Source organism: Nonomuraea rosea (assembly GCF_039539705.1).
Classification (GTDB): domain Bacteria; phylum Actinomycetota; class Actinomycetes; order Streptosporangiales; family Streptosporangiaceae; genus Nonomuraea; species Nonomuraea rosea.
Genome location: NZ_BAABDQ010000030.1, coordinates 64,964 through 88,342, shown reverse-complemented (window position 1 = coordinate 88,342; position 23,379 = coordinate 64,964). Strand labels below are relative to the sequence as shown.

17 protein-coding genes and 1 pseudogene are annotated in these 23,379 nt (G+C 73.8%); 11 read left to right on the top strand and 7 right to left on the bottom strand.

Annotation, left to right across the window (positions count from 1 at the left end; genetic code table 11):
- Window positions 1–28 precede the first annotated feature (28 nt).
- The 3 genes from ABEA43_RS46370 to ABEA43_RS46360 all read left to right on the top strand — a co-directional run bounded on the left by ABEA43_RS46370 (window position 29) and on the right by ABEA43_RS46360 (window position 2,096).
- Window positions 29–1,513 (top strand): IclR family transcriptional regulator domain-containing protein, encoded by a 1,485-nt coding sequence (locus ABEA43_RS46370; RefSeq protein ID WP_345572468.1) that lies wholly within the window; start codon window positions 29–31, stop codon window positions 1,511–1,513.
- Between the two features lie 116 nt (window positions 1,514–1,629).
- Window positions 1,630–1,794 carry a response regulator transcription factor gene (locus ABEA43_RS46365; RefSeq protein WP_345572467.1) on the top strand — a complete coding sequence of 55 codons (165 nt, stop codon included), beginning with the start codon at window positions 1,630–1,632 and terminating at the stop codon, window positions 1,792–1,794.
- Between the two features lie 77 nt (window positions 1,795–1,871).
- Window positions 1,872–2,096, top strand: a complete 225-nt coding sequence (locus ABEA43_RS46360) for a CobW C-terminal domain-containing protein (protein WP_425570506.1) — start codon at window positions 1,872–1,874, stop codon at window positions 2,094–2,096.
- Window positions 2,097–2,143: 47 nt separating this feature from the next.
- Here the strand turns inward: ABEA43_RS46360 and ABEA43_RS46355 are convergent, their stop codons facing one another.
- Complete coding sequence (locus ABEA43_RS46355; protein ID WP_345572466.1) at window positions 2,144–3,586, bottom strand: N-acetylmuramoyl-L-alanine amidase; 1,443 nt, start codon at window positions 3,584–3,586, stop codon at window positions 2,144–2,146.
- A gap of 88 nt (window positions 3,587–3,674) precedes the next feature.
- Window positions 3,675–4,634, bottom strand: coding sequence for a M23 family metallopeptidase (locus tag ABEA43_RS46350; RefSeq protein WP_345572465.1), 960 nt, complete (start codon window positions 4,632–4,634; stop codon window positions 3,675–3,677).
- Between the two features lie 233 nt (window positions 4,635–4,867).
- Between ABEA43_RS46350 and ABEA43_RS46345 the strand changes: the two genes are divergently transcribed.
- The 3 genes and pseudogenes from ABEA43_RS46345 to ABEA43_RS46335 all read left to right on the top strand — a co-directional run.
- Window positions 4,868–7,720 (top strand): AfsR/SARP family transcriptional regulator, encoded by a 2,853-nt coding sequence (locus tag ABEA43_RS46345; protein ID WP_345572464.1) that lies wholly within the window; start codon window positions 4,868–4,870, stop codon window positions 7,718–7,720.
- Window positions 7,721–7,736: 16 nt separating this feature from the next.
- On the top strand, window positions 7,737–9,011 hold the full coding sequence (locus ABEA43_RS46340) for an alpha-amylase family glycosyl hydrolase (RefSeq protein ID WP_345572463.1): 1,275 nt from the start codon (window positions 7,737–7,739) through the stop codon (window positions 9,009–9,011).
- Between the two features lie 39 nt (window positions 9,012–9,050).
- Window positions 9,051–9,392 (top strand): annotated as a pseudogene (locus ABEA43_RS46335) (VOC family protein); the annotation flags it as partial.
- Window positions 9,393–9,523: 131 nt separating this feature from the next.
- Here ABEA43_RS46335 and ABEA43_RS46330 read toward each other — a convergent pair.
- The gene (locus tag ABEA43_RS46330; RefSeq protein ID WP_345572461.1) at window positions 9,524–13,249 is read right to left on the bottom strand and encodes an AfsR/SARP family transcriptional regulator; all 3,726 of its coding nucleotides are present in this window, start codon (window positions 13,247–13,249) and stop codon (window positions 9,524–9,526) included.
- Between the two features lie 134 nt (window positions 13,250–13,383).
- On the opposite strand from ABEA43_RS46330, the gene ABEA43_RS46325 reads away from it, so the two are divergent.
- The 4 genes from ABEA43_RS46325 (at window position 13,384) to ABEA43_RS46310 (ending at window position 17,424) form a co-directional block, all read left to right on the top strand.
- Complete coding sequence (locus tag ABEA43_RS46325; RefSeq protein ID WP_345572460.1) at window positions 13,384–14,580, top strand: SGNH/GDSL hydrolase family protein; 1,197 nt, start codon at window positions 13,384–13,386, stop codon at window positions 14,578–14,580.
- Window positions 14,581–14,978: 398 nt separating this feature from the next.
- Window positions 14,979–15,467 (top strand): hypothetical protein, encoded by a 489-nt coding sequence (locus tag ABEA43_RS46320; RefSeq protein ID WP_345572459.1) that lies wholly within the window; start codon window positions 14,979–14,981, stop codon window positions 15,465–15,467.
- The gene (locus ABEA43_RS46315; RefSeq protein ID WP_345572458.1) at window positions 15,455–16,465 is read left to right on the top strand and encodes a DNA-binding protein; all 1,011 of its coding nucleotides are present in this window, start codon (window positions 15,455–15,457) and stop codon (window positions 16,463–16,465) included. The genes ABEA43_RS46320 and ABEA43_RS46315 overlap by 13 nt, the downstream gene beginning before the upstream one ends.
- Before the next feature lie 77 nt (window positions 16,466–16,542).
- Window positions 16,543–17,424 carry an LLM class flavin-dependent oxidoreductase gene (locus ABEA43_RS46310; protein WP_345572457.1) on the top strand — a complete coding sequence of 294 codons (882 nt, stop codon included), beginning with the start codon at window positions 16,543–16,545 and terminating at the stop codon, window positions 17,422–17,424.
- 72 nt (window positions 17,425–17,496) lie between these two features.
- Here ABEA43_RS46310 and ABEA43_RS46305 read toward each other — a convergent pair whose 3' ends face one another.
- A complete protein-coding gene (locus tag ABEA43_RS46305) occupies window positions 17,497–20,028 on the bottom strand; it encodes a DUF7824 domain-containing protein (protein ID WP_345572456.1) in 2,532 nt (843 codons plus the stop codon).
- Between the two features lie 280 nt (window positions 20,029–20,308).
- Between ABEA43_RS46305 and ABEA43_RS46300 the strand changes: the two genes are divergently transcribed.
- Window positions 20,309–20,713 carry a YybH family protein gene (locus ABEA43_RS46300; RefSeq protein ID WP_345572455.1) on the top strand — a complete coding sequence of 135 codons (405 nt, stop codon included), beginning with the start codon at window positions 20,309–20,311 and terminating at the stop codon, window positions 20,711–20,713.
- Between the two features lie 156 nt (window positions 20,714–20,869).
- Here the strand turns inward: ABEA43_RS46300 and ABEA43_RS46295 are convergent, their stop codons facing one another.
- The 3 genes from ABEA43_RS46295 to ABEA43_RS46285 all read right to left on the bottom strand — a co-directional run bounded on the left by ABEA43_RS46295 (window position 20,870) and on the right by ABEA43_RS46285 (window position 23,065).
- The gene (locus ABEA43_RS46295; protein WP_345572454.1) at window positions 20,870–21,745 is read right to left on the bottom strand and encodes an RNA polymerase sigma-70 factor; all 876 of its coding nucleotides are present in this window, start codon (window positions 21,743–21,745) and stop codon (window positions 20,870–20,872) included.
- A 113-nt stretch (window positions 21,746–21,858) separates the two neighbouring features.
- Complete coding sequence (locus ABEA43_RS46290; RefSeq protein WP_345572453.1) at window positions 21,859–22,281, bottom strand: cupin domain-containing protein; 423 nt, start codon at window positions 22,279–22,281, stop codon at window positions 21,859–21,861.
- A gap of 34 nt (window positions 22,282–22,315) precedes the next feature.
- Window positions 22,316–23,065, bottom strand: coding sequence for an SDR family oxidoreductase (locus tag ABEA43_RS46285; RefSeq protein WP_345572452.1), 750 nt, complete (start codon window positions 23,063–23,065; stop codon window positions 22,316–22,318).
- Between the last annotated feature and the right edge of the window lie 314 nt (window positions 23,066–23,379).

Below are 23,379 nucleotides of genomic sequence, written 5' to 3'. Positions count from 1 at the left end.
AAGCTCGCCTTCGACTTTGGAGGCACGGATGGAAGCCGCCGGAACGCTGGAGCGCGGGCTGGCCGTCCTGCGCGCCCTGGCCGCCGACCCGGGCCGGGCGGCGCGGGCCACGGATCTCGTACGCGCCACCGGGCTGGCCAGGTCCACCGTCGATCGCGTGCTGGCCACCCTCGTCCATCTCGGTTATGTGCGGGCGGAGGGGCGCGACGTGCTGCCGGCGCCGCGCCTGATGGAGCTGGGCGAGGCGTACCTGGCCTGCGGCGGGCTCCGGGACGTCCTGGGGCCGGCGGCCGAGCGGCTGGCCCGGGAGCTGGAGGAGTCGGTGTCGCTGGCCGTACGGGACGGGGACGCGGTGCGTTTCATCGCCCAGTTCGCGCGGCGGCGCACCATGTCGATCGTCTTCAGGGTCGGGGACCTGCTGCCCGCCGGCCGGTGCGCGGCGGGGCTGGCGCTGCTCGGCCCGGACGCGCCGTGGGCCGAGGACGACCAGCTCGTGGAGCCGGGGCTGATCGCGGTCGCGCTGCCCGTACGGGATCGGGACGGCACGGCGGTCTGCGCGCTGAGCGTGGTCAGCCACACCAGCAGGCACACCATCGCCGGCCTGGCCGCCCACGCGCTGCCGCGGATGCGCGAGACGGTGGCGGCCATGGAATCGGCTCTCGCCAGTGCCTCGGACGGGCCGTCGGGCCCGCGGAGGGCGGGCGTTTCTGACGAGGGGGGCGACGGGCGGCTGCAGTCGCTCGCGAGGGGCCTGGCGGTGCTGGTCGCGCTCGGCTCGGCGCGCGGCGGCGCGACCCTCGCCGACGCCGCCCGGGTGACCGGGCTGCCGCGCGCCACCGTGCGCCGGGCGGTGCAGACCCTGGAGCGCCTCGGGTACGCCGCCGCCCGCGGCAACCGCTTCGTGCTGCTGCCCAAGGTGCTGGAGCTCGGTTACGCCCACCTGTCCGGGCTGACCCTGCGCGAGATCGTCCAGCCGCACCTGGCGGACCTCGTGGCCCGGACCCGCGAGTCGGCCTCGGCGGCGGTGCTGTCCGGCGACGACGTCCTCTACGTGGCCCGCGTGCCCACGGTGAGCATCATGAGCGTCAACATCACGGTCGGCACCCGCTTCCCCGCGTACGCGACCTCCATGGGCCGGGTGCTCCTGGCCGGCCGGCCGGCGGAGCAGCTGGCCGGCATCACGCCGCTGCCGCTGACCCGGCACACGATCACCGCGCCAGGCGACCTCGCCGCCGCTGTCCGCCGGGCCGCCGCGGACGGCTACGCCCTGGTCGACCAGGAGCTGGAGGAGGGGGTGCGGTCGATCGCGGTGCCGGTGCGCGGCGGAGACGGCCGGGTCGTGGCGGCCGTCAACGTGGCCACCCACGCCAGCCGGGCCGCCCCCGCCGATCTGCTGCGCGACATCCTGCCCGCGCTCACCGAGACCGCCGCCCGCATCGAGGCCGACCTGGCCCACGTGCCCGGCGCCGTACCGGACGACAGCGCGCGGGAACGCCTGCCCGCCACGTGGTGACCCGGCCCGCACGGGCCGTCACACCAGGAAGAGCGGCCCGAGGGCGGTCAGGACGTCGAGGACGCCGCACCACTGGGCGCAGGAGCGCGCCACGACCTTGCCGCACCACACTGGAGGTGCTGCGGGCCTCGCGCACCGGCGCGTCCGTCAGGGAGATCGCCGCCCAGGCCCATCTCGCCCCGGGGACGGTGCGCAACTACCTGTCGGCCGCCATGTCCAAGCTCGGCGTCGGCTCCCGCCACGCGGCCGCGCACCGCGCCTGGGAGGAAGGCTGGATCTGACCTGACGCCGGACCGCGCCGTCGGCCGCGCGGTCCGGCGTCAGGTGTGGTGGCTCACCGCAGGGGGATCAGCCCCCTCTGGTAGGCGCGGACGAGCGGACGCGGCACGAGCAGCTCCCGCCCGTCCACGGTGATCGGGACGACGAGCGCGGCGACCGCGTCCAGCACCTGGTCTTCACCGGCCCCGATCTGGACGCCGGCCGCCTGCGCGCCCTGCTCGACTCCTGCCTGCTGGGCGAAGGGGAGGACGCCGGCCGGGAGGACCCGTTCGCCGCGATCCTCGACCACACCGGGATCGCATGACGGTGGGCGGGCCGCCACGGCGACCCGCCCACCCGTTCAACGAGATGTCAGGTGCAGTGCTCGAACCCGCTGTCGTAGACGGACGTGCCGGCCTTGCCGCCCCACTTGACGCACTTGTCGGCCGCGGCGGCCTTCACCGGCCCGGCGTAGTAGGCGAAGTTGCCGGTGTCGGTCACCCGGGTCTTGCCCTGCACCTCCAGGTAGGCGCTGACCGCGCTGGCCGTGCCGACCGAGGTCTTCTTGATCGTGGCCACGCAGTTGTTGCTGGTGGCGGTGTTGTAGAGCAGGTAGACGGTGCCGGCCGTGCCCAGCGCCGCGGAGTCGATCACCTTGAATCCGCTGCCGCAGACCGACTCGGCGGTGTGCGGGTTGGGGGTGCCGCCGCTGCCGCCGGTGACGTAGCCCATGTACTTGGTCCAGTCCCAGAAGCCGCCCGGGTCGGTGTGGTCGGCGCCGGGGACCTGGTTGTGGCCCACGATGTGGGTGCGGTCCTTGGGGATGCCGTACCGGTCGGCGATGTTGCGGGTCAGCGCGGCCGAGGAGCGGTACATCGCGTCGGTGAACCACGAGGCGTTGTTGACGAAGCCCTCGTGCTCGATCCCGACCGAGCGCCTGTTGTAGTCGCCGGCGTGGAAGGCCCGGTCCTTCTCCCTGACCATCTGGGTGACGGCGCCGTCGGAGGAGCGCACCACGTAGTGCGAGGAGGTGGGGTTGGCCCGGGGACCGTTCTGGAACCAGGAGATCGTCCCGGCGTAGGAGCCCTGGGCCACGTGGATGACGATCCGGTCGATCGCGTCGCTGGTCGGGCGGCTGGAGACCGCGTAGTTGCTGCTGTGCGCCGGCACCCACACGGCCGACGGGTAGTCGGTCGAGGCGGCCAGCGTGTTGGGGTTGTCCAGGTCCTTCGCCTTGGCGTAGGCGCCGCGGTCGGGCTGGACGGCGCGCGGCTGCACGGTGACGTTCTCGCCGCCGGGGGTGGTGGCGCGCACGCCCTCGGTCAGCAGGTCGTAGACGGTGTCGGCGTACAGGCGGGCCACGTCCGCGGAGGAGGCGTTGCCGTACTTGGCGACCGCCTCGTACCACTTGCCGGCGTCCTTGCGGGCGGCGGCGCTCAGGCCGAGCTCGTCGGCGTAGGCGCGCAGGACGGCGGCGCCGCCGGCGATGTTGGCGGCGTCGTCGCTCTTCAGCGCCGAGACGGGCTGCTTGGTGACCGTGGCCGCGCGCTCCAGCGTGCGGGAGGTGACCAGGTGCATCACGCCGTAGCCGCCGCTGGCGCTGGGCTTGCCGTCGTGCCCGTCCAGGTGGGTCTCGGCGTAGGCGAGCGAGACCAGCAGGTCGCGCGGCACCTCGTAGGTGGTGGCCGCACGGGCGAACGCCGCGGACATGGGGTCGGCGGCGGACGCGGACGCGGCCGGCTGCCCCACGAGCAGCGTGACGGGGATCAGCGCGCCGGTCAGCAGCACGGCTGAGCGGCGCAGTCGGGCTAGCACAGTTCTCTCCTCAGCGGTCTTCATGACGATGTCCTGGGGGTACGGGAGCGGGCGGCCGCACGGCGGCCGCCCGCACGCTCATGCCGCTCTAGCCGCAGTGCTCGAAGGGGCTGTTGTAGACCGACGTCCCGGCCTTGCCGCCCCACTTGACGCACTTGCCGGACGCGGCGGCGCGGATCGGGCCGGCGTAGTAGGTGAAGCTGCCGCTGTCGGTGGCGCGGGTCTTGCCCTCGACCTCCAGGTAGGCGCTGGCGGCGGTGGCCTTGCCCAGCGAGGTCTTCTTGATCGTGGCCACGCAGTTGTTGCCGCTGGCCGAGTTGAAGAGCAGGTAGGCGGTGCCCGCCGAGCCCAGCGCGGCGGAGTCGATCACCTTGTAGCCGCTGCCGCACACCGACGCGGCCGTGTGCGGGTTGGTGGCGCCGCCGCAGCCGTTCTTCGAGGTCAGGGTCTGGTTCGGGTAGCCGAAGGTGGTGCCGTTGAAGACCGCCTTGCGGACGTTGCCCGGGTAGCCGGTTCCCTCGCGCACCTCGAAGTGCAGGTGCGGGCTGATGTTGTTGCCCGGCTTGCTGGTGTTGCCGACCGTGCCGACCTTCTGGCCCTGGGTGACGCGGGCGCCGGCGGCGACGGAGCGCGCGTTCAGGTGCGCGTAGTACGTCGTCCAGCCGCCCCCGTGGTCGATCTTGACCAGGTTGCCGAAGCCGTTCGTGGAGCCCTGGTGGGCGGAGATCGTGACGGTCCCGGCCGCGGCGGCGGAGACGGTGTCGCCGAGGTCGGCGCTCGCGCTGCTGCCCCGGTTGAAGTCGATCTCGTACGACTTGTGGGCGCTGCTCCCGCTGGAGTTGCCCGTCCAGCTCTGACCGCAGGGGAAGGGGAGCTGGAAGCTCGGCGCGGCCAGGGTCGTCACGGCCGGCGGCTTGACGGTGTCCGCCGGGTCGTTCTGGTCGGGCGCGGACGTCGCCGTGGACGTCGGCGTCGCGCTCGGCGCCGGTGTGGGGGCGGCCGAGGCGGCCTGGCCGGCCACGAGCCCGCACATAAGGACGAACCCCACCGTAAGCACCCTTCTGGGTCTCATACGGATCCTTTCCTAACGGCTCCGGGACGAGATCCGCCCCGCGCCGATCATGGTCTGCTGGATCTCACGACGTGCGCCTGCTGGGGATCAAGATTGCGAGTACCGCGTACAAAGAACATCCAAAATCGGTATAAAGGCACAGCCAGCTCGTACGGGACAACCCGGCACATGGTTGCAATACCTCCAGCTAAGGAGTAGGTGCGGTCATAGTGGTTGATCAGCCCAACTTCGGTGTTCTCGGCCCCTTACAGGTCCGCGCCGGAGACCGGATCCTGCGCATCGCAGGCAACAAACCGCGGCTGCTGCTGACCTCGTTGCTGCTCGACGCGAACCAGATGGTCGGCTCGGACGTGCTCATCGAGGTCCTATGGCCGCGGAACCCGCCCTCGTCCGCCACCGCCAACCTGCGCACGTACGTGAGCTCCTTACGCGGCGTCCTCGGCGCCGCCGGGGCCCGCATCGCCGCCCACCCCTCCGGCTACGCGATCGAGGTCGAGCCGGACCGGCTCGACGTGCTGCTGTTCGAGGACCTGGTGGCCAGGGCGCGGGCCGGAGGGCGTACCGGAGCGGCGGCCGGGCTGCTGCGCCGCGCGCTCGCGCTGTGGCGCGGCGAGCCCGTCGGCGACCTGCCCGCCAGCCCGCTGTGGGACGCGCGCCTGCGCTCGCTCACCCAGGCCAGGCTCACCGCGGCCGAGGAGCTGGTGGCCATCAAACTGGCCACCGGCGAGCACGCCTCCGCGATCGACGACCTGCGCGAGCTGATCGGCGGCGCCCCCTACCGCGAGGACCTGTGGCAGCAGCTCATCCTCGCCCTGCACCGCGGCGGCCGCCGGGCCGAGGCACTGCACGCCTACACCGCCATCAGGCGGCAACTGGTCGACGAGCTCGGCATCGAACCCGGCCAGGACCTGCGCGAGGCGCACGCCCGCGTACTCTCGGAAGAGGAGCCCGCGCCCGCCCCGGCCCTCAGCGTGCCCCCGCCCTTCCAGTTACCGGCCGACATCCCCGACTTCACCGGCAGGACCGAGGCCGTCGCCGCCCTGACCCGCGCGCTGTCGGCCCAGGAGCGGCGGCGCGACGGCCCGCCCTCGATCGCCGTGGTGGTCGGACCTCCGGGAGTGGGCAAATCGGCGCTGGCCGTGCACTGCGCGCACGCCGTGCGGGCCGGCTATCCGGCCGGGCAGCTCCACCTGTGCCTCGGCGGCACCGACGCCGACTCCGCCGACCCCGCCGATCTGCTGGCCGAGGCCCTGCGCGCCCTCGGCATCGGCGACGCCGCCCTGCCGCACACCCTGCACGAACGCGCCGCCCTCTACCGCTCCCTGCTGGCCGAACGCCCCATGCTCGTCTTCCTCGACGACGCGGCCGACGCCGCACAGGTACGCGCCCTGCTGCCCGGCAACGGCTGCGCGGTGCTCGTCACCAGCCGCCGGCGCATCACCGAACTGCCCGGCACCCTGCTGCTCGAACTCGACGTGCTCCCCCCGGCCGAGTCCGAGCAACTCCTCGCCCGCATCGTCGGAGCGCAGCGGCTGGCCAGTGAACGCCCGGCCGCCCTGGCCATCCTGGAGGCCTGCGGCCACCTCCCCCTGGCCATCAGAGTCGCCGGGGCCCGGCTGGCCGGCCGCCCCGGCTGGCCGCTCAGCGTCCTGGAGCAACGCCTGGCCGACGCCACGACCAGACTCGACGAGCTGCGCGCCGGCGACCTGGAGGTACGCGGCTCCTTCGAACGCAGCACCCGCAAGCTGACCGGCGAGGCGGCCACCACCTTCCGCGCGCTCGGCCTGCTCGGCCCCGTCTCCGTGCCGGGCTGGGTCGCCGGCGCCGTGCTCGGCCGCGACCGCGCGGAAGCCGTCGTGGACTCCCTCGTGGACGCCAACCTCCTGCGCCTGGCCGGCACGGACGCCCTCGGCCAGCCCCGCTACCGGCTGCTCGACCTGCTGCGCTGCGAGGCCAGGCAGGGCTCGGGCGGCGAACCGGAACGCCAGGCCCTCGCCCGCGTGCTCGGCGGCTGGACCAGCGCCGCCGAACACGCGACCGCACGGCTGCCGACCTCGCTGTTCAGCCTCACCCCCGAGGGGCCCGCGCCCTGGAGCCTGCCGCGCGAGACGCTCGGCCGGCTGACCGCCGACCCGCTGTCGTGGTTCGACGCCGAACGCGAGTCGCTCGTGGCGGCCGTACGCCTGGCCGCCGACACCGGCCTGGCCGCCTCCGCCTGGGGACTGGCCGCCGCCCTCGTCCCCTACTTCGACCTGCACTGCCGCGTCGAGGAATGGCAGCTCACCCACCGGATCGCCCTCGACAGCGCCCGCGCGGCCGGCGACCGCCGCGGCGAGGCCGCCATGCTCCGCGGCCTCGGCCAGGTATGCCTCTACCAGGACCGCTACGCCGAGGCCGAGGACATGCTGCGCCGCGCCCGCGCCATCTTCCACGAGCTCGGAGACACCCGCGGCGAGGCCATCTCGATCTGCGGGCTCGGCGCGGCCAGCCAGTTCTCCGGCCGCCACCTGCGGGCGCTCGGATTCTTCCGCCACGCCCTGGCCATGTTCCTGGCCGTGAGCGACCGCAGCGGCGAGGCCTACGCCCGGCAGGCCATCGGCCGCGTCTACCTGTCCCTGCAGGACCTGCGCCAGGCCGCGCGCTGGCTGGGCGAAGCGCTGCGGCTGGCCAGGGAGCTCGGTGACGCCCACCGCGAAGGCTGCGTCTCGATGCACCTGGGCCGCCTGCACAACCTGAAGGCCGACACCGAAGAGGCGATCCGCTGCCAGGGCCGGGCCCTGGACATCTTCGAGACGCTCGGCGACCGCCACTGCGGCGCGTACGCCATGCAGAGCCTCGGCGGGCTGCAGGCCGCCAGCGGCGACAAGTCCGACGGCTCCGACCGGCTCCAGGCCTCGCTCGTCATCTTCCAGCAGCTCGGCGACCGCAGCGGGGAGGCGACCACGTTCCAGACGCTCGGCGAGCTCTACCGCTCCGCCGGGCGCACCGCGCTGGCCTCGCACTACCTGCACCGCGCCGTCGAGCTGCGGCGGGAGGTGCGTGAAGGTGCCGGGCAGCGGTGACATACCGTTGAGAGACATGAGCCCGGTGTGGAGTGACGAGGCGATCTGGTGGCAGGTCTACCCGCTCGGCTTCGTGGGCGCGCCGCCCGCCGCCGTCTCCGGGGCCGGCCCTGTGCACCGGCTGCGGCGGCTGGAGCCGTGGCTCGACCACGCCGCCGGCCTCGGCTGCACCGGGCTGCTGCTGGGCCCGATCTTCGCCTCCGAGACGCACGGCTACGACACCGTGGACCACTTCGCCATCGACCCGCGGCTCGGCGACGACGCCGACTTCGACGCGCTGATCGCCCAGGCGCGCGAACGCGACCTGCGCATCGTGCTCGACGGCGTGTTCAACCACGTCGGCCGCTCCTTCACCGGCGACGCCGGCTGGCTCAGGAAGCGGCCAGGCGCGGCGGACTACGACACCTTCGAAGGGCACCACCGCCTGGTCGCACTCGACCACGCCCAGGAGGCGGTCCAGGACTACGTCGTCTCGGTGCTCGGCCACTGGCTCGACCGGGGCGCCGACGGCTGGCGGCTGGACGCCGCCTACGCCGTACCGGCCGAATTCTGGCGGCAGGTGCTGCCCCGTGTGCGCGCCCGCCACCCGCGGGCGTGGTTCGCCGGCGAGGTCATCCACGGCGACTACGCCGGCTACGTCGCCCGGTCCACCCTCGACTCCGTCACCCAGTACGAGCTGTGGAAGGCCACCTGGAGCTCGCTCAACGACCGCAACCTCTACGAGCTCGCGCACGCCCTCGACCGGCAGGACGCCATGCTCGCCACCTTCGCCCCCCTCACCTTCGTCGGCAACCACGACGTCACCAGGATCGCCAGCCAACTGGACGACCCCCGCCACCTCGGCCACGCCCTGGCCGTGCTGTTCACCGTCGGTGGCGTGCCCAGCGTCTACTACGGCGACGAGCTGGGCCTGCGGGGCGTCAAGGAAGAACGCGCAGGCGGCGACGACGCCATCAGGCCCGCCTTCCCGCCTTCCCCCGCCGACCTGCCGGAAGCAGGCCGCGACGTCTACGCGCTGCACCGGCGCCTCATCGGCCTGCGCAGGCGGCACCCCTGGCTGGCCAGGGCCCGCACGAACGTGACGCACCTGACCAATCGCACCGCCGCGCTGCGCACCGGCATCGGCGGCGACCGGGCCCTGCTCACCCTGCTCAACCTGGACGATCAGCCCTGGCGCTGCCCCGTCGACATCACGCACGCCACCCTCGCCGAGGCCGGCGACTCCGGCGAAGGCGACCCGGCCGTGGTCCCGGCGCACGGCTGGCGCATCCTCATCGACAAGCCGGCCTGACCCGCCCGGCGGCTGAGGTTGACGCTGCGACTTGTCCACGTGAACGTCAGGGCCGGGGATGACCCGGCGCTCGGCCGGTTCTGGGCGGAGGCGCTCGGCTGGGGCCTTTCCGGCGAGGGGACGGGTTCGACGCTGGTCTCGCCGGGCTTCGTCTGGCCGGACCCCGCCGCCGTCTGCGTGGACTTCGTCACCGTCCCGGACCCCGAGACGGTGAAGTACCGCGTGCACCTCGACCTCGCCACCACCTCCGCCGCTCATCAGGCGGAGCTGGTCGCGCGCCTGATGGACCTCGGTGCGACGCCCGCCGACGTGGGGCAGGGCGACGTCCCGTGGACGGTGCTGGCCGACCCGGAGGGCAACGTGTTCTGCGTCCTTGTCCCGCTTGACGCGGAACCTCTTCACCTGTGACGTCGGCCCCTGAAGCGCTCGGAGCGCGACGGTGGCCAGGCAGTCTTCCGTACGCGTGCGGGCGCTCCGGGTGATCGAGCGGTGCCGTACATCCCCGAAGCCGGTCACGGCCGCCTTTGGCCGTACATCCCCGAGGCCGGGTCGGCTGCGGTCACGGCCGTCTTCGTGTCCAGCTCCCAGCCCTGCGCGTACGCCGCGGCGAACCCGTCCCCGCCCAGCGCGGCCTGACCGCGGCGGGTGAGCTCGCGGACCTGCGGATCGGTGTGGTCGTGCGTGCCCCGCAGCCGGGCGGCGGCCCCGAGCAGCGCGGCCGACTCGTGCTGCCGCCCGCGCGTCGCGGCGAGCGCGGCCGCGTTCACCGCCACCGGCGACAGGGCCGGCAGCTCCCGGGTCGCCAGCGCGGCCGCGTACGCCGCCCGCAGCGCCCTGTCCGCGCCTGGCAGGTCGCCCAGCGCCAGGCACAGCGCGGCCCGTGCGCTGCCGACCAGCGTCCTGGCATGATCCGCGGGGAACGCGGTGTCGCCGCGCAGACCTCGTTCGGCGGCGTCGAGCAGGCCGGCCGCCCTGTCCAGGTCGCCGAGCCGCACCCGCACGCCGGCCTCCCACGCGTCGACCAGGACCAGCATCTCCGCCGAGGACGCGTGCAGCGCCCGCTCCCGGGCGGAGTCGATCATCGCCATCGCCCGGCCGGTGTCGCCGCGCCGGATGTGCACGTCGATCCAGCGCAGGTCGCTGTAGAGCTGGTCGCCGAGGCTGAGCGAGCCGAACTCGCCCGCCAGCGTCTGTGCCTCGCGCAGGTCGGCCAGCGCGCCGTCGAGGTCGTCGTATCGCCGCAGCCGGGCGCGCATCGGCAGCGTGCCGGCCTGGCCCCAGCGGTCACCGGCCTGACGGAAGCAGGTCAGGGCCGCCTCCACGTGGACACGCATCCGGTCGGGCGTGCCCGCGTTCTCGGCGATCTCGGCCTGGAACATGTGGGCCAGCCCGGCCACCCACACGTCGCCGCCGTCGGCCAGGCGCTGGAAGATCGCGAGCGCGGCCTGCTCCTCCTCCAGGAAGAGCAGGACCGGGCCGAACACGCGGTAGTGGCTCGGCAGCTCCGGATGCGCGAGCAACCGGCCGCCCAGCTCACGCATCTCCGCCCGCTCGTCCGCGGCTTCCCCCGCGGTGACCCCCGACAGGATGTCCACCCGGTTGAGCAGGTACGCGGCTCGGGCGCAGTCGCGCTCGGGCGTCGGCCCGCCGCCGGGCACCGCCAGGGCCTCGCCCAGCCAGTAGGCGGCGTCGGCGTGGCGGCCGAACATCTGCCAATACCAGATCAGGGTCAGGGCGAGGGTGATCGCGCCGGAGGAGTCGCCGGTGGCGCACAGGTGGCGCAGGGCGGCGAGCGTGTTGTCGTACTCGGCGCCGATGACCCCCATGGCCGTCAGCTGGCCGGACCCGCGCAGCTGCGGGTCGTAGCGGGCCATCAGATCCGTGAAGTGGGCGGCGGCCAGGTCGCGGGCCGCTCGGAGGTCGCCGGTGCCGGTCAGGCGGTCGGCGCCGTACTCGCGGATGGTTTCGAGCATGCGGTAGCGGCCGGCGCCGGGCGCGAGCTGCAGCAGTGACCGGTCGACCAGGGCGGCGAGCAGCTCGGGGACCGCGGCGCCGGGCACGGCGGTGCCCGCGCAGACGGCGGTGGCTGAGGCGGGTGTGACGCCGCCGGGCAGGATGGAGATCCGCTCCGCGACGGTGCGCTCGTGCTCGCTCAGCAGCTCCCAGCTCCAGGCGATGACCGCGCGCAGGGTACGGTGCCGGGGCGGTGCGGTACGGCTGCCGGTGGTGAGCAGCCGGAACCGGTCGGAGAGCCCGCCGGCCAGGTCGGGCAGTGACAGCGTCCGCAACCGGGCCGCGGCCAGCTCCAGCGCCAGCGGCATGCCGTCCAGGCCGCGCACCACGCGCACGACGTCCGGCAGCGTGGTCTCGTCGACGTCGAACCCGGGTCGCACGGCGGCGGCCCGCTCGGTGAACAGGCGCACCGAGGCCGCTCCCCGGGCGTGTTCGGCGCTGTCGTCCGGGCCGGGCAGCGCGAGCGGGCCCAACGGCACCAGCGCCTCACCGTCGACCGCGAGGGGTTCGCGGCTGGTGGCGAGCACGCGCAGCCCGGGGCAGCGGGGTAGCAGCGCCGCGACCAGGTGGGCCACGGCGTCGATCAGGTGCTCGCAGTTGTCGACCAGCAGCAGGCTCTCCCGGCCGCCGAACTCGCCGACGAGGACGTCCAGCTCGTCACCCTCGATCCGCTTGCGGGCGTCGAGCATCACGCCGCCCCGCAACCCGATCCCGGCGAGCACCGCCGTGGCGATCTCCGCCGGTTCGGTGACGGACGCGAGGTCGATGAGCCAGGCGCCGTCGCGGTATTCGTGGCGGTGGCGGCGAGCGGCCTCCAGCGCGAGCCGGGTCTTCCCGGCGCCGCCGGGGCCGAGGACGGTGACCAGGCGTCCGGTGGCGAGCAGGCTGCCGATGCGGGTGAGGTCGTCGTCGCGGCCGATGAAACTGGTCAGTGGCGCGGGCAGATTGCCCGGCCGGAGCCGCCCGGGTTCAGTGGCCGCCTGCCACCCGGCGTCCCGCCCGGTTACCGCCGCACTGCCCCCGCCATCGGCGTTCCCGCCCGTCCGGCTTACGCCTGCTGCGCCCGTGTCCGCTGGGCCCGCGTCCGCCGGGCTCGCGCCTGCTGGGCTGATGCGCGCCGCGTCTGCTTCCGCCGGGCTCATGCCTACCGCGTCCGTTGCGCCCGCGTCCGCCGAGCTTGCGCCTGCTGGGCTGATGCGTACCGCGTTCGCGTCCGCCGCGCCCGCGTCCGCCGGGCTCGTGCGTGCCGCGCCCGCGTCCGCCGGGCTCACGTGTGCTCCGCCCGCTTCCGTCGCGTTCGTGGCCCGGGCGGTCGCCGCCGTCATCGGAGCCCTCGAGTTCACCGCGCTCCCAGCTGGGGCACTTGAAGCCGCCGGGCTCCCGGCCGGGGCGCCTCCGGGTGAGCCGTCTGGTGCCAGGGTGGGCCGGTCGGGGCGCAGCAGGCGCAGATGGCGTTCCCGCATGGCGGTGCCCGGGTCGGCGCCGAGGACGTCGGCCAGCGTCTGGCGGACCCGCTCGTAGACGGCCAGCGCCTCGGCCTGACGCCCCTGGGCGGCGAGCGCGTCCATCAGCAGCGCGGCCGCCCGTTCGTGGACGGGGTGCTCGGCGAGCAGCCCGGTCAGCCGGGCGGCGGCCGCCTCGGCCCGGCCCAGCGACAACTCGGCCTCGGCGAGGTCGGCGACCGCCTCGATCGACACGTGTGCCAACCGTGTCGCGACCGTGGGCGCGACCGCGGCGATGACCGCAGGTTCGGCGCCAGGAGGGTCGCCCCACAACGCCAGAGCCTCGGAAAGCACGGCGCCCGCAGCCTCGGGGTCGCCTGCCCGCAGCCTCTCCCGACCGGCAGCGGTGAGCTGCTCGAAGCGCAGCGCGTCCACGTCGGCCGCGTCCACCGCCAGCCGGTAGCCGCCCGCGACCTGCACGGCCACACCACCGGCCACACCACCGGCCACACCACCGGCCACACCACCGGCCACGTCGGCCGGGGCGAGCGCGCGGCGCAGCCGGGAGACGAGGGTCTGCAGGGCGGGGCCGGGACCGGACGGCGGCTCCTCGCCCCAGATCGCGTCGACCAGCACACCCGGCTCGACCGCGCGCCCACCGGCGAGCGCCAGCCGGACGAGCAGCCCCTGCAACCGCGCACCCGGAACACGCAGGACGACGTCGCCGCGAGACGCCTCGAACGCGCCGAGCAGCGTGATGCGAAGCCGTGCACCCCCGTCCATACCCACGATCCTCGCGCGCTCCCCCGCAAGTCCCCAAATCGGGACCGCCGTGTCAGGGCCGTGTTCGCCGTATGTCAGCGCCCCGCCTCAGTCTTCGGATGCCGCACCACCATCACGAACAACGGAGACAACAGATGACCGAAACGAACGACGCCGGCAACTGGGTCCGGACCTGGGGCGCCTCGCCCCAGGCGGCCCACGATGGGATCGGCTCGCTGGACGGCCACCCGCCGCTCGCCGACGTGACCCTGCGCCAGGTGGTGCGCATCAGCGGCGGCGGTCGCCGGGTGCGCATCCGCTTCACCAACGAGTTCGGGACCGCGCCCTTCACCATCGGCGCGGCACAGGTGGGCCTGGCGGCGACCGGCGGCGGGGTGCAGCCGGGCAGCGAACGCGTGCTGACCTTCTCCGGCGCGCCGGCCGTCACCGTCCCGGCGGGCGGCCCGATCCTCAGCGACCCGCTCGACCTGCCCCTGCCCGCCCTCGCCAAGCTGTCCATCAGCCTCTACCTGCCGGGCCGCGTGGAGACCTGCACCTGCCACGACCCCGCCCTGGACGCCGGCTGGACGATCCCGGGCAACGCCGTCACCGCCCCCACCCTGCCGGACAACGCCGAGGTCCTGCCGGTGCGGGCCCTGATCTCCGCCGTCGAGCTGCTCCCCGGCGCCCCGGCCAAGACCATCGTCATGGTGGGCGACTCCCGGACCGACGGCGCCGGCTCGACCCCGGACGCCAACCACAGCTGGCCGGAGCTGCTGGCCGAGCGTCTCGCCGAGCACGGCATGGCCGCCGGCTACGTCTCCAACCAGGGCATCAGCGGCAACCGGCTGCTCAACGACGGCATCGGCGCCGCTGCCCTGGCCCGCTTCGACCGCGACGTGCTGGCGACGCCCGGCCTCGGCTACGTGGTGCTCTCCGTGGGCGGCAACGACATCGGCATCTCCTTCGCCCCACGCGACGACGGTCCCCTCGCCGATTTCCTGAAGATGTTCCCCGGCGCGCCGGTGACGACGGACGACGTCATCGCGGGCTACCGCCAGCTGATCGCCCGCGCGCACGAACGCGGCGTACGGGTCTACGGCACCACGATCGCGCCGTTCGAGGGCGCGGAGATCTGCACACCGGAGGGCGAGAGCGCACGCCAGACGGTCAACGAATGGATCCGCACCGGCGGCGCCTTCGACGCGGTGCTGGACTTCGACGCCGTCTGGCGCGACCCGGACCGCCCCAGCCGGATCAGGGCGGACTTTCACTGCGGCGACCATCTGCACGGCAGCGATGCCGGCTACCAGGCCCTGGCCGACTCCATAGACCTGTCGCTGTTCGGCTGAGCGGGTCAGACGGCCTGCCGCTGAGAGCACGGCGGTTCCACCGGCAACCACGACCTGTAGCCCGGCAGTGTTCTGGCGCGCGCCGGACCAACCTGGCACGCCTCGGAGGGCGGCGGCACCGACGCGTTTCAGGTTGGTCCGGTGTCTCAACCGCGCTGGACTGGGCCGCAGGCGTCGCGGCCGCCGGCGCTCTCAGCGGCAGGCCGCCGCGCGGGCATACGCGGCAAATGCCGAGAGGCAGCCTCGCCGAGGCGGACGCGGCCCGTCCTGGGCGTCTCCACCCAGACCGTGGCCTGCCGCTACCGGCGCGACTGACCGCCGAGGTCGCGCTACGCGTCGTGGGCTGCCCGCGCGTCGTAGGGCTGCCCGACATCCGGCACTCCGGTCAGGCTCAGTGGATGCTGCGCCTGACCGCCGCCCCGGCGCGCCTGGACCGGGTCGCCACCACCCTGGCCGAGCACGCCGAACTCGCCTTCGTCGCCGCCACCACCAACCTGATGGCCAACGCGCTGTGCACCGATCCGGCCGCCGTGCACCGCTACCCGACCCATGGGCTCGACTCGGCCGAACGCATTCACACGATCGAGACCGCTCCCGCGCTCCGAACCGTCAAGGCAACCGGCCCGCTGACCATCGCCGACGGTCACCAGACCTCGTCCACTCCCGCCGGAACGGCGGTCGGCAGGCATCCTGCGGGCAAATCGGCAAGCCGATCCAGATCGCCCCGCCCGGCCTACCTCCCCCGCCGTACCCCGGCCGCGATATACCCCCCGGGGAGTATGCGAGAGTCCCTCCGGCTGGACGACGACACCGCCCGGCACCGGCCGCCATGCTTTCAGGCACCGCATCACACGACTGTCGAAAGGCCTGGTTCATGCCGTCCCTGATCCGTCACATCACCCCCGTCTCCCCCGACCGCGCCAAGGGCGTGGTGGCCGAGGTGTACGCGCAGGTCAACGCCGAGTTCAGCAGCATCGGCCCCGCCGTGATGATGATGTCGCCCGTGCCCGAGCTGATGGCCGCGGGCTGGTCGCTGATGCGCGAGGCCCAGCTGGCCGGCGACGTACCCGTCCTGGACAAGGTCATGGTGGCCCTGGGCGCGGCGCAGGCCAACAGGCTGGACTACGACGTCCAGGCGTTCCTGGCGGTGCTGCGGCTGCTGGGCCGGCCCGAGCTGGCCGACGACATTGAAGGCGGCGGCGCCCCGGCTGACCCGCACCTCGCCGCGCTGCTGCGATGGGCCGCCTCCACCGGCGTCGAAGGCCGCGACCCGGGCCGGCCGCCGTTCTCCGGCCAGGCCGCCGCCGAATACCTCGGCACCGCCCTGTTCACCCACTTCGTCGACCGGGCGGCCGCCGCCCTGCTGCCCGCCGGGCTCACCCCCGGCACCATGGACCCCGACGACGAACCCCCCTTCGACGGCGCCCCCGTCCTTCGCGAACTCGGCCAGGACCTGTCCCCCGGCGCCACCCTGCCCCTGCTGGACGGGCTGCCCTCGGGCCCGCCGCCGGCGTGGGCGGCCGGCTCACCGATCGGCGCCGCCTACGCCGCCCTCGTCGCCACCGCCGCCCAGGGCGGCGGACTGCTCAGCGACGCGGCCGCCGACGTGGCGACCCAGGTGATCGCCGGCCACCGCGGCCGCCGCACGGCCGCCGGCGACTGGCTGGAGGAGCCGCTGGCGGCGCTGCCTGAGCAGGAACGCCTCGGCGCGCGGCTGGCGATCCTGGCCGGCCTCGCGCCGGAGGCCATCACCGACGAGCACGTCGCCGCCTGGCGCGCCACCGACCGCCGGTTCAGCGACCACTGCACCGTCTACCTGCTGGCGTTCGGGGCCATGGCCGCCGTCACCGCGATCGAGGCCGACATCGTCCCGGTGCCCGCCTGACGATTTGCCCTCAACCTTACTTGAGGTCCTAGCGTTGCCGTACGTAACGGCCCGCACGCTGCCTCAAGGAGGATCCCATGCGGATCACCACCACCCTGCCCGCCCGCCCGGACGGCGTGCCGGACATCGCCATGGCCCGCCACCTCGAACAGCTCGGCTACGACGCCGCCGGAACCTCCGACCTGCTGCTCGGCGAGGGCACACCCGGATTCGACGCCCCGCTCGTCCTGGCCGCCGCCGCGAGCGCGACCCAGCGCATCGGCCTGGAGTTCGGCGTCCTCACCCTGCCGCTGCGCCCCACCGCCTGGGTCGCCGCCCAGGTGCAGACGCTGCAGCACCTCTCGGGCGGCCGGGTGATCCTGGGCGTCGGGATCGGCGGCTTCCCCGGCACACCGTTCTGGCGCGCCGTCGGCGCCCCCGAACGCGACCGCGGCCGGTGGACCGACAAGGCCCTCCAGGCCCTGCCCGGCCTCATCCGCGGGGAGCCGACCGAGGTGAGCGGGCAGGTGGTCACGCTCGGCCCGCCCACGACGGTCCCGCCGATCTTCGTGGGCGGTAACTCGGAGGCGGCGATGCGCCGTGCCGTCCGGTACGGCGACGGGTGGGCGCCCTCCCTCATCAGCCCCGGTGAGCTCGCGCGCAAGGCGGCCCGGCTGCGCGAGATCGCCGGGGAGCTCGACCGGCCCGTACCCGCGATCTCCGTGGGCGGGCACGCCATCCTCACCGACGACCCCGCCGCCGTGGACGCGTTCGTCAAAACGCTGGTCGAGGTGCACCGCATGCCGGCGCAGGAGGCGGCACGCATACCGGTCACCGGCAACGCCGCGCAGGCCGCAGAACACCTCGCCGCCTACGCCGAAGCCGGGGCGAACGCGGTCGGCCTGGCCCTGGACGGCGAGGACTGGATGCGGCAGGCCGAAACCCTCGCCGAGGCCAGAACCCTACTCGGGACCCCCTGACCCGGGAGCATGCCCTGATCACGGGGACGTGTGGCGACACGTCCCATCCGAGCGCCTTTACAATGTAGATTTCTAAGGTGCGGTGAGCAGGTGGCGCAGCCGCCGCGCCTCCTGCACCAGCCTGCTCGACCCCTTCCGGGCCGCGACCGCCGCCACCTCCGGCAGGTCCGCCCGCACTCCCGCGATCCGTGCCGCCCTCGCCCCCGCCGCCAGCAGGTCCGCGACCCCCGTGCGGGGGCGTTCGCCGTCCTTGGGCAGCAGGCCCGGCAGGAGGTACGCGATCAGCGCCCACACCGCCTCGTGCGCCCCCGCCTGCGTGGCGTCCTCGAACACCGCGACCACCCGGTTGAGCTTGAGTAAGTCGGACCCCACCAGCTTGATGACCGCCTCGCCCAGCGCCGCCACCGGCACCTCACCGCGCGCCGCCAGCGTCAGCAGCGCATCGACGGCGGCCGCCCGGCCGGCGGCGTTCATGTGCCCCATGCCGCAGGCCAGCGCGTACGCCGTGGCCTGCCCGAGCGGGCCCTCCCCCTGCACCAGGCTCGCCAGCACCTCCACCTGGGGGTCGCGCGACTCCATCGAGGCCGGCAGGTAGCCGGCCAGGTGGGCCGCCACGATCTCCCGGTGCGCGGGCAGGGCGAGGGGCCACCAGGCCGCCGTGTAGGTGTAGCCGGAGCGCAGCTCGAACAGCCGCCGGATCGGCTCGGGCAGGTCCGCGGCCGGAGGCTCGATCGCGATCCGCAGCTCGCACGGTGGCCAGCCGTCGCTCTTGCGCGCTGACACGCTCACCACAGGGTCGGCCAGCCCGCCGCCGCGCATCCAGGCCGCGCAGCTTCGGCCCGCCTCCGACGTCAGCGCCGCGGCCCGCCGGGCGTCCGCGCCGGAGATCTCCCTGGGCAGCCGCAGCAGCGCCTGCGCGAGGTCGGCGGGCAGCGCCGCCACCCCCGCGGCCTCCAGGAGCTCGAGACGATCGAGCAGCACGCCCGGATCGACATGCCCGGTGCCCGTCGTGGGCGTGGCCAGCAGGACCGGGTATCCGCCGCCCTTCTCGAAGCACGGCACGAGCTCCAGGGCACGGCTCAGATAGAGCCGGTCGAGCACGTCGAGTGCGACCCGCCCGCGGCGCTTCGACGCGGCCCGCTTCGACACCGTCGCGCTCTTCTTGGGCGCGGCGAAGGCGAAGAACGCGCGCCGCACCCCATCGGCGACCCCTTCGCGGATTTCGCGACCGTAGTGGCCGAAGGCGTCGGGCGTGAGCTGCTGCCACCACGGGCGCAGTGCCTCGCGGAGCGCGCCGGGCTCCCGGTGCGACCATTCGGCCAGGCCGGCGAGCAGGCGTTCGAAGTCGTAGGGGTCCGGCGGCCAGCCGAGCCCGGCGATCGCCCGCGCCAGCTCGTCCGGCGAGGCGATCGGCGGCGGCAGCCGCGGCACCGGGCCGGCCGTCAGCGGCGACGCGACCGGAGCCTCCTCCTCAGCCAGGCCGCCGCCGTATGCTGCCGAGATCTTCTCGCGCAGCTCGGCGGGCAGCCCCGCCGCGGCCTGCCGCACGGCTTCGCGGCCCGGCTCCCCCGCCTGCGGCGCCACCTTGACCGCCAGGCGCACGGCCCGCTCCTGCAGCGCCAGCGTGTCCTGAACGAAGACCGTCGCCAGCGCCTCCAGCACGACGTCCACCCGCCCCGCGTCACGCAGGACGGCGTCGCCCGCCCACGAGACGGCCGCGCGCAGCAGCTTCTTCTCCGGCCGGAACACCAGCGCCGCCACCGACTCCGTGAACAGCTCCTCCTCCAGCCGTCCGGCCTCCTCCAGCCGCCGGAGCTGGGCCAGCGCCAGGTCGGCCACCGCGGTCGGCCCCGCGGGCAGCAGCCTGGCGTAGTCGCGGGCACGGGCGGCCGCCTCGTCAAGGTCGGGGTCGAGCCGGTCGTGCAGCCCCGCGAGGGGGGTCAGCGCGGCCGGGCCGTCGCGCAGCAGCCGCCGGACGAGGCCGTCGACGACGGCCGCGCGATCCAGGAGCCCGTCGCCGGTCAGCCGCACGACGGACTCGACCACCCGCCAGAGGCCCGCGGCGCCGAGGCCGTCGATCTCGAAGATGCGCGGCCCGTACGCGGCGAACAGCGGATCTCCGGCGGCGGTCGCCGGATCCAGCTCGCGCAGCCACCCGACCATGAACGCGTCCTCGTCCGGCGGCTCGATGCCGGTCTCCCTGACGATGGCCGCGGCCACCGCCCAGTGCGTCAGGTCGGGCAGGCGCAGGCGGGCGGCGATGCGCCTGGCCACGTCGGCCTGCCACTCGGCGGGCCGCTCGCGCAGCAGGCCGAGCACCTGATCGGCCTTGTCAGGATCGCTCATCCAGCGGAACTCACGCCGCAGCAGCCACGCGCTCACCGCCGCCGCGCCGCTCATGCAGGCGACGCCCGCCACCATGAGCGGCGTCCGCTCCCTGGGCCACTCCCACCAGGCGCCGGAGCGGCTGCGCTTGGTGACGTAGCGGGGCAGCTCCGCCGCGATCGCCTTGCGATCGGCCGGGTCCAGCTCGGTGACCAGCCGGACCGCGCCGACGGTGTCGCAGGCGGCGGCGAGCTTGAGCAGGTGTTCCCACGCGTTCACGCGCCCACCTCCTGGACGGCACGGCCGCACCCGGTGGGCGCCGCCGCCTTCACCCCGAAGGCGGCCACATCGGTACGCGCCTTCCCCGCCGGCGCCGGAGGCAGGCCGCCGGGCATCGTGCGGGAAACCGGGAACTCACAACGGCTCGATGCCTGGTCGAGCCCTATCTGTCGGACGTGTACGCACGCCGCCGCGCTAGCCATGGCCGGGACACTAGCGGGCGCCCACGACATTCTTGATCTCGCGAAGAATGTCCACAATGTGATACGATCATTCTGTCATGAACAGTCATGACACTTCCGGACCTCGCAAGGTTCCCGTCGGCGACCCCGACAGCCCGGCCTCCCGCTTCGTAGCGGCCATGAACGCCGGTGACGCCCAAGCTCTCGATCGCCTTTACGAGGACGACGGCGTGCTCGTCCCCGTACCCGGTCATCCGGTCACAGGTCCCGCCCGGCTCGCCGCGAACCAGCACCTGCAGAGCCTGGGGCTGCCGATGCGGGCGCGGCCCAGACACGTGTACGTCTCCGGCGACATCGCGCTGCTCATCGTGGACTGGTCGATCAGCGGCACCGCGCGCGACGGGAGCGCCGTGGACATGAGCGGCACCGCCACCGACGTCGTACGGCGCGGCGCGGACGGCCGGTGGCGCTACGTCATCGACAACCCCCATGGCACCGCCTGACCTGCTGCCCGCACGAACGAACCACCGCACAGACGAGCACCCGCTGCCCGCACGAACGAACCACCGCACAGACGAGCGCTCACTGCCCCCACGAACGAACACCCGCTGCACGCAACGAACGAACGCCGTCACCGCGGCACCCCGCCAGCAGGAGGGTCAGGCCGCGGTGATCTTGGCGGGGTTCATCATCCACAGCACCTGATCGATGCCCTGGTCGGAAGCGTTGACGGTGAGGACGGTGAACACCTCGCCGTCCCGCCGCAGCAGCGCGGCCGCCTGCCCGTTCACGCTGCCCCACTCCACCTCGACCCCTGCCCAGAACCGGTCCGCGAACGCCCTGACGTACCTCGCCACCCGCGACGCGCCCACGACGGGGAACCGCGAGGCGCGCACGGCCCCGCCGCCGTCGGAGTAACTGACCGCGTCCGCCGCGAGAATGCCCTCCAGCGCGGCGAGATCACCGGCGCGGGCGGCGGCGACGAAGGCCGTGAGCAGCCTGCGCTGCTCGGCCGGGGTCACCGGCGCGCGGCGCTCCGAGACGAGGTGCTTGCGGGCCCTGCTGACGAGCTGGCGTACCGCGACCTCGCTCACCTGGATGATGTCGGCGATCTGCCGATAGGGATAGTCGAACGCCTCCCGCAGCACGTAGGCCGCACGTTCGGTCGGCGAGAGCCGTTCCAGCAGGAGCAGGACCGCGAAGCCGAGCGCCTCGCCCCGCTCGGCCCCGAGGTACGGGTCGGCGCCGGTGTCGACGGGCTCGGGAAGCCACGGGCCGATGTAGGTCTCGCGGCGGACCCGTGCGGACTGCAGGGCGTTGATGGCGAGGCGGGTGATCGCCGTCGCGAGGAACGCGGCCGGGTCGGTGACGGTGGCGCGGTCGTAGCTCTGCCAGCGCAGCCACACGTCCTGCACCAGGTCCTCCGCCTCCGCGGCGCTGCCCAGCATCCGGTACGCGATCCCGAACAGCCGCGGTCGCACCCCCGCGAAGACCGCCACGGCCTGGTCGAGATCCTCCGGCCCGGCGTCCCCCATGCTGATCTCCCCTGTTCCGCTGCTCGAAGGATCTGCCGGCCCGCTCCCCAGGACAGCCGGACGAGCCCTCATGATGTCATCCAGCCTGTCTTGTCCTGTCCTGTCCGTCGTCGTCAGGAAGGGCGCGGAGCCCGGCGGTCCCTGCGCTGAGCGAGCTCCGCGTCGTCCACCAGCGTGAGCATCGGCCGGCCCGGCTCGCACAGCATCGTCACGGTGAAGCGGAGCCGGACGTCGTCGCGGTTGTTGCCGTCCTGGTAATGGATGACGTCGCCGCCCGGCTCCCAGAACGCCTCGCCGGCGGGCACGGCCCGCTCAGGCTCGCCTTCGATCTCCAGGCGCATCTCGCCCTCCAGGACGTAGCCGAACGCCGGGCCCGAGTGCCGGTGCGGCGGTGTCCCGGGGTCGCCCGGCGGGTACTCGATGACCACGGTCATCGCGTGCGCTCCCGCCGGGATGAACGGCGGTTCGGCCTCCTGCAGCATGGTGAGCGCCGTCTGCCAGGCGGTCGATCTCGGTGTCGGCTCGGTGCCGGACATGAGCGGTTCCTCCGTAGATCGTGATGCGGCGTGCTCAGCGGCCGGCCCTGCTCAGCCACTCGGCGTACGAGATGTCGCCGAGCACCGCACCGTCGTCCGGCACCAGCGACCGCTCATCCACTTCGGCGCCAAAGTAGTGCGCGTGCGGGTCGGTGACCACTTCGCGCGAGTCGCCCCAGGCGGCCAGGGCGTTGCGGAAGAACTCGTCCATCCGCCCCTGCTCGGGCCCGCCGATCTCGATCCGGCCGTTCAGCGGCGTCCCCACCGCGACCCGGGCGACCGCCCTGGCGACGTCCTCACCGGCGATGGGCTGGAAGAGCACGGGCGCGATCCGGACCGTGCCGCCGTCGGTGGCCTCGTCCGCGATGCCCCGGGCGAACTCGAAGAACTGCGTCGCGTGCACGATCGAGAACGGGATCGACGACTTCTCGATCAGGCTCTCCTGCGCCATCTTCGCCCGGAAGTAGCCGCGCTCGGGGGGCCGCTCGGCGCCCACGACCGACAGCACGACGTGGTGGCCCACGCCGGCCGCCGACTCGGCCGCGAGCAGGTTGCGCGTGGAGGTCTCGAAGAACTCCAGCACCGCGGCGTCCTCGAAGGACGGCGAGTTGGACACGTCGATCACGACGGACGCGCCGGCCAGCACCTCCGCCAGCCCTTCGCCGGTGAGGGTGTTGACGCCGGTGTTCGGCGAGGCCGCCACCGCCTCATGACCCTGCTCGCCGAGCATCGACACGAGTTTCGAGCCGATCATGCCGGTGCCGCCGATAACCACGATCTTCATGGACGAGCCTTCCTGTGCGCCGGGGCGTCGGTTGCCCTCGCGGTCGCCAGCTAAGACCGGGCAGCCCTCCGGCCTGTGACAGATCCGCGGAAAAAGTCTTCGAATGCGCTCATCACCGGTATCGAGGCGTCACAAACAGAAACGCCGAAAGTGGGTCTGACCAGGCAGTCAGCGCCTCCAGGCTGAGGGGCATGGAGCTTGTCCGCCGTAGTCCGCCATGACCTTTTTGGCGGTGGCGATCCCCTGGCCGTTGATGATGCCCGGGGCGAGCACGGCGTCAAGGTCCTCGTGCTTCCGGACTGGGTGCCGTCGCG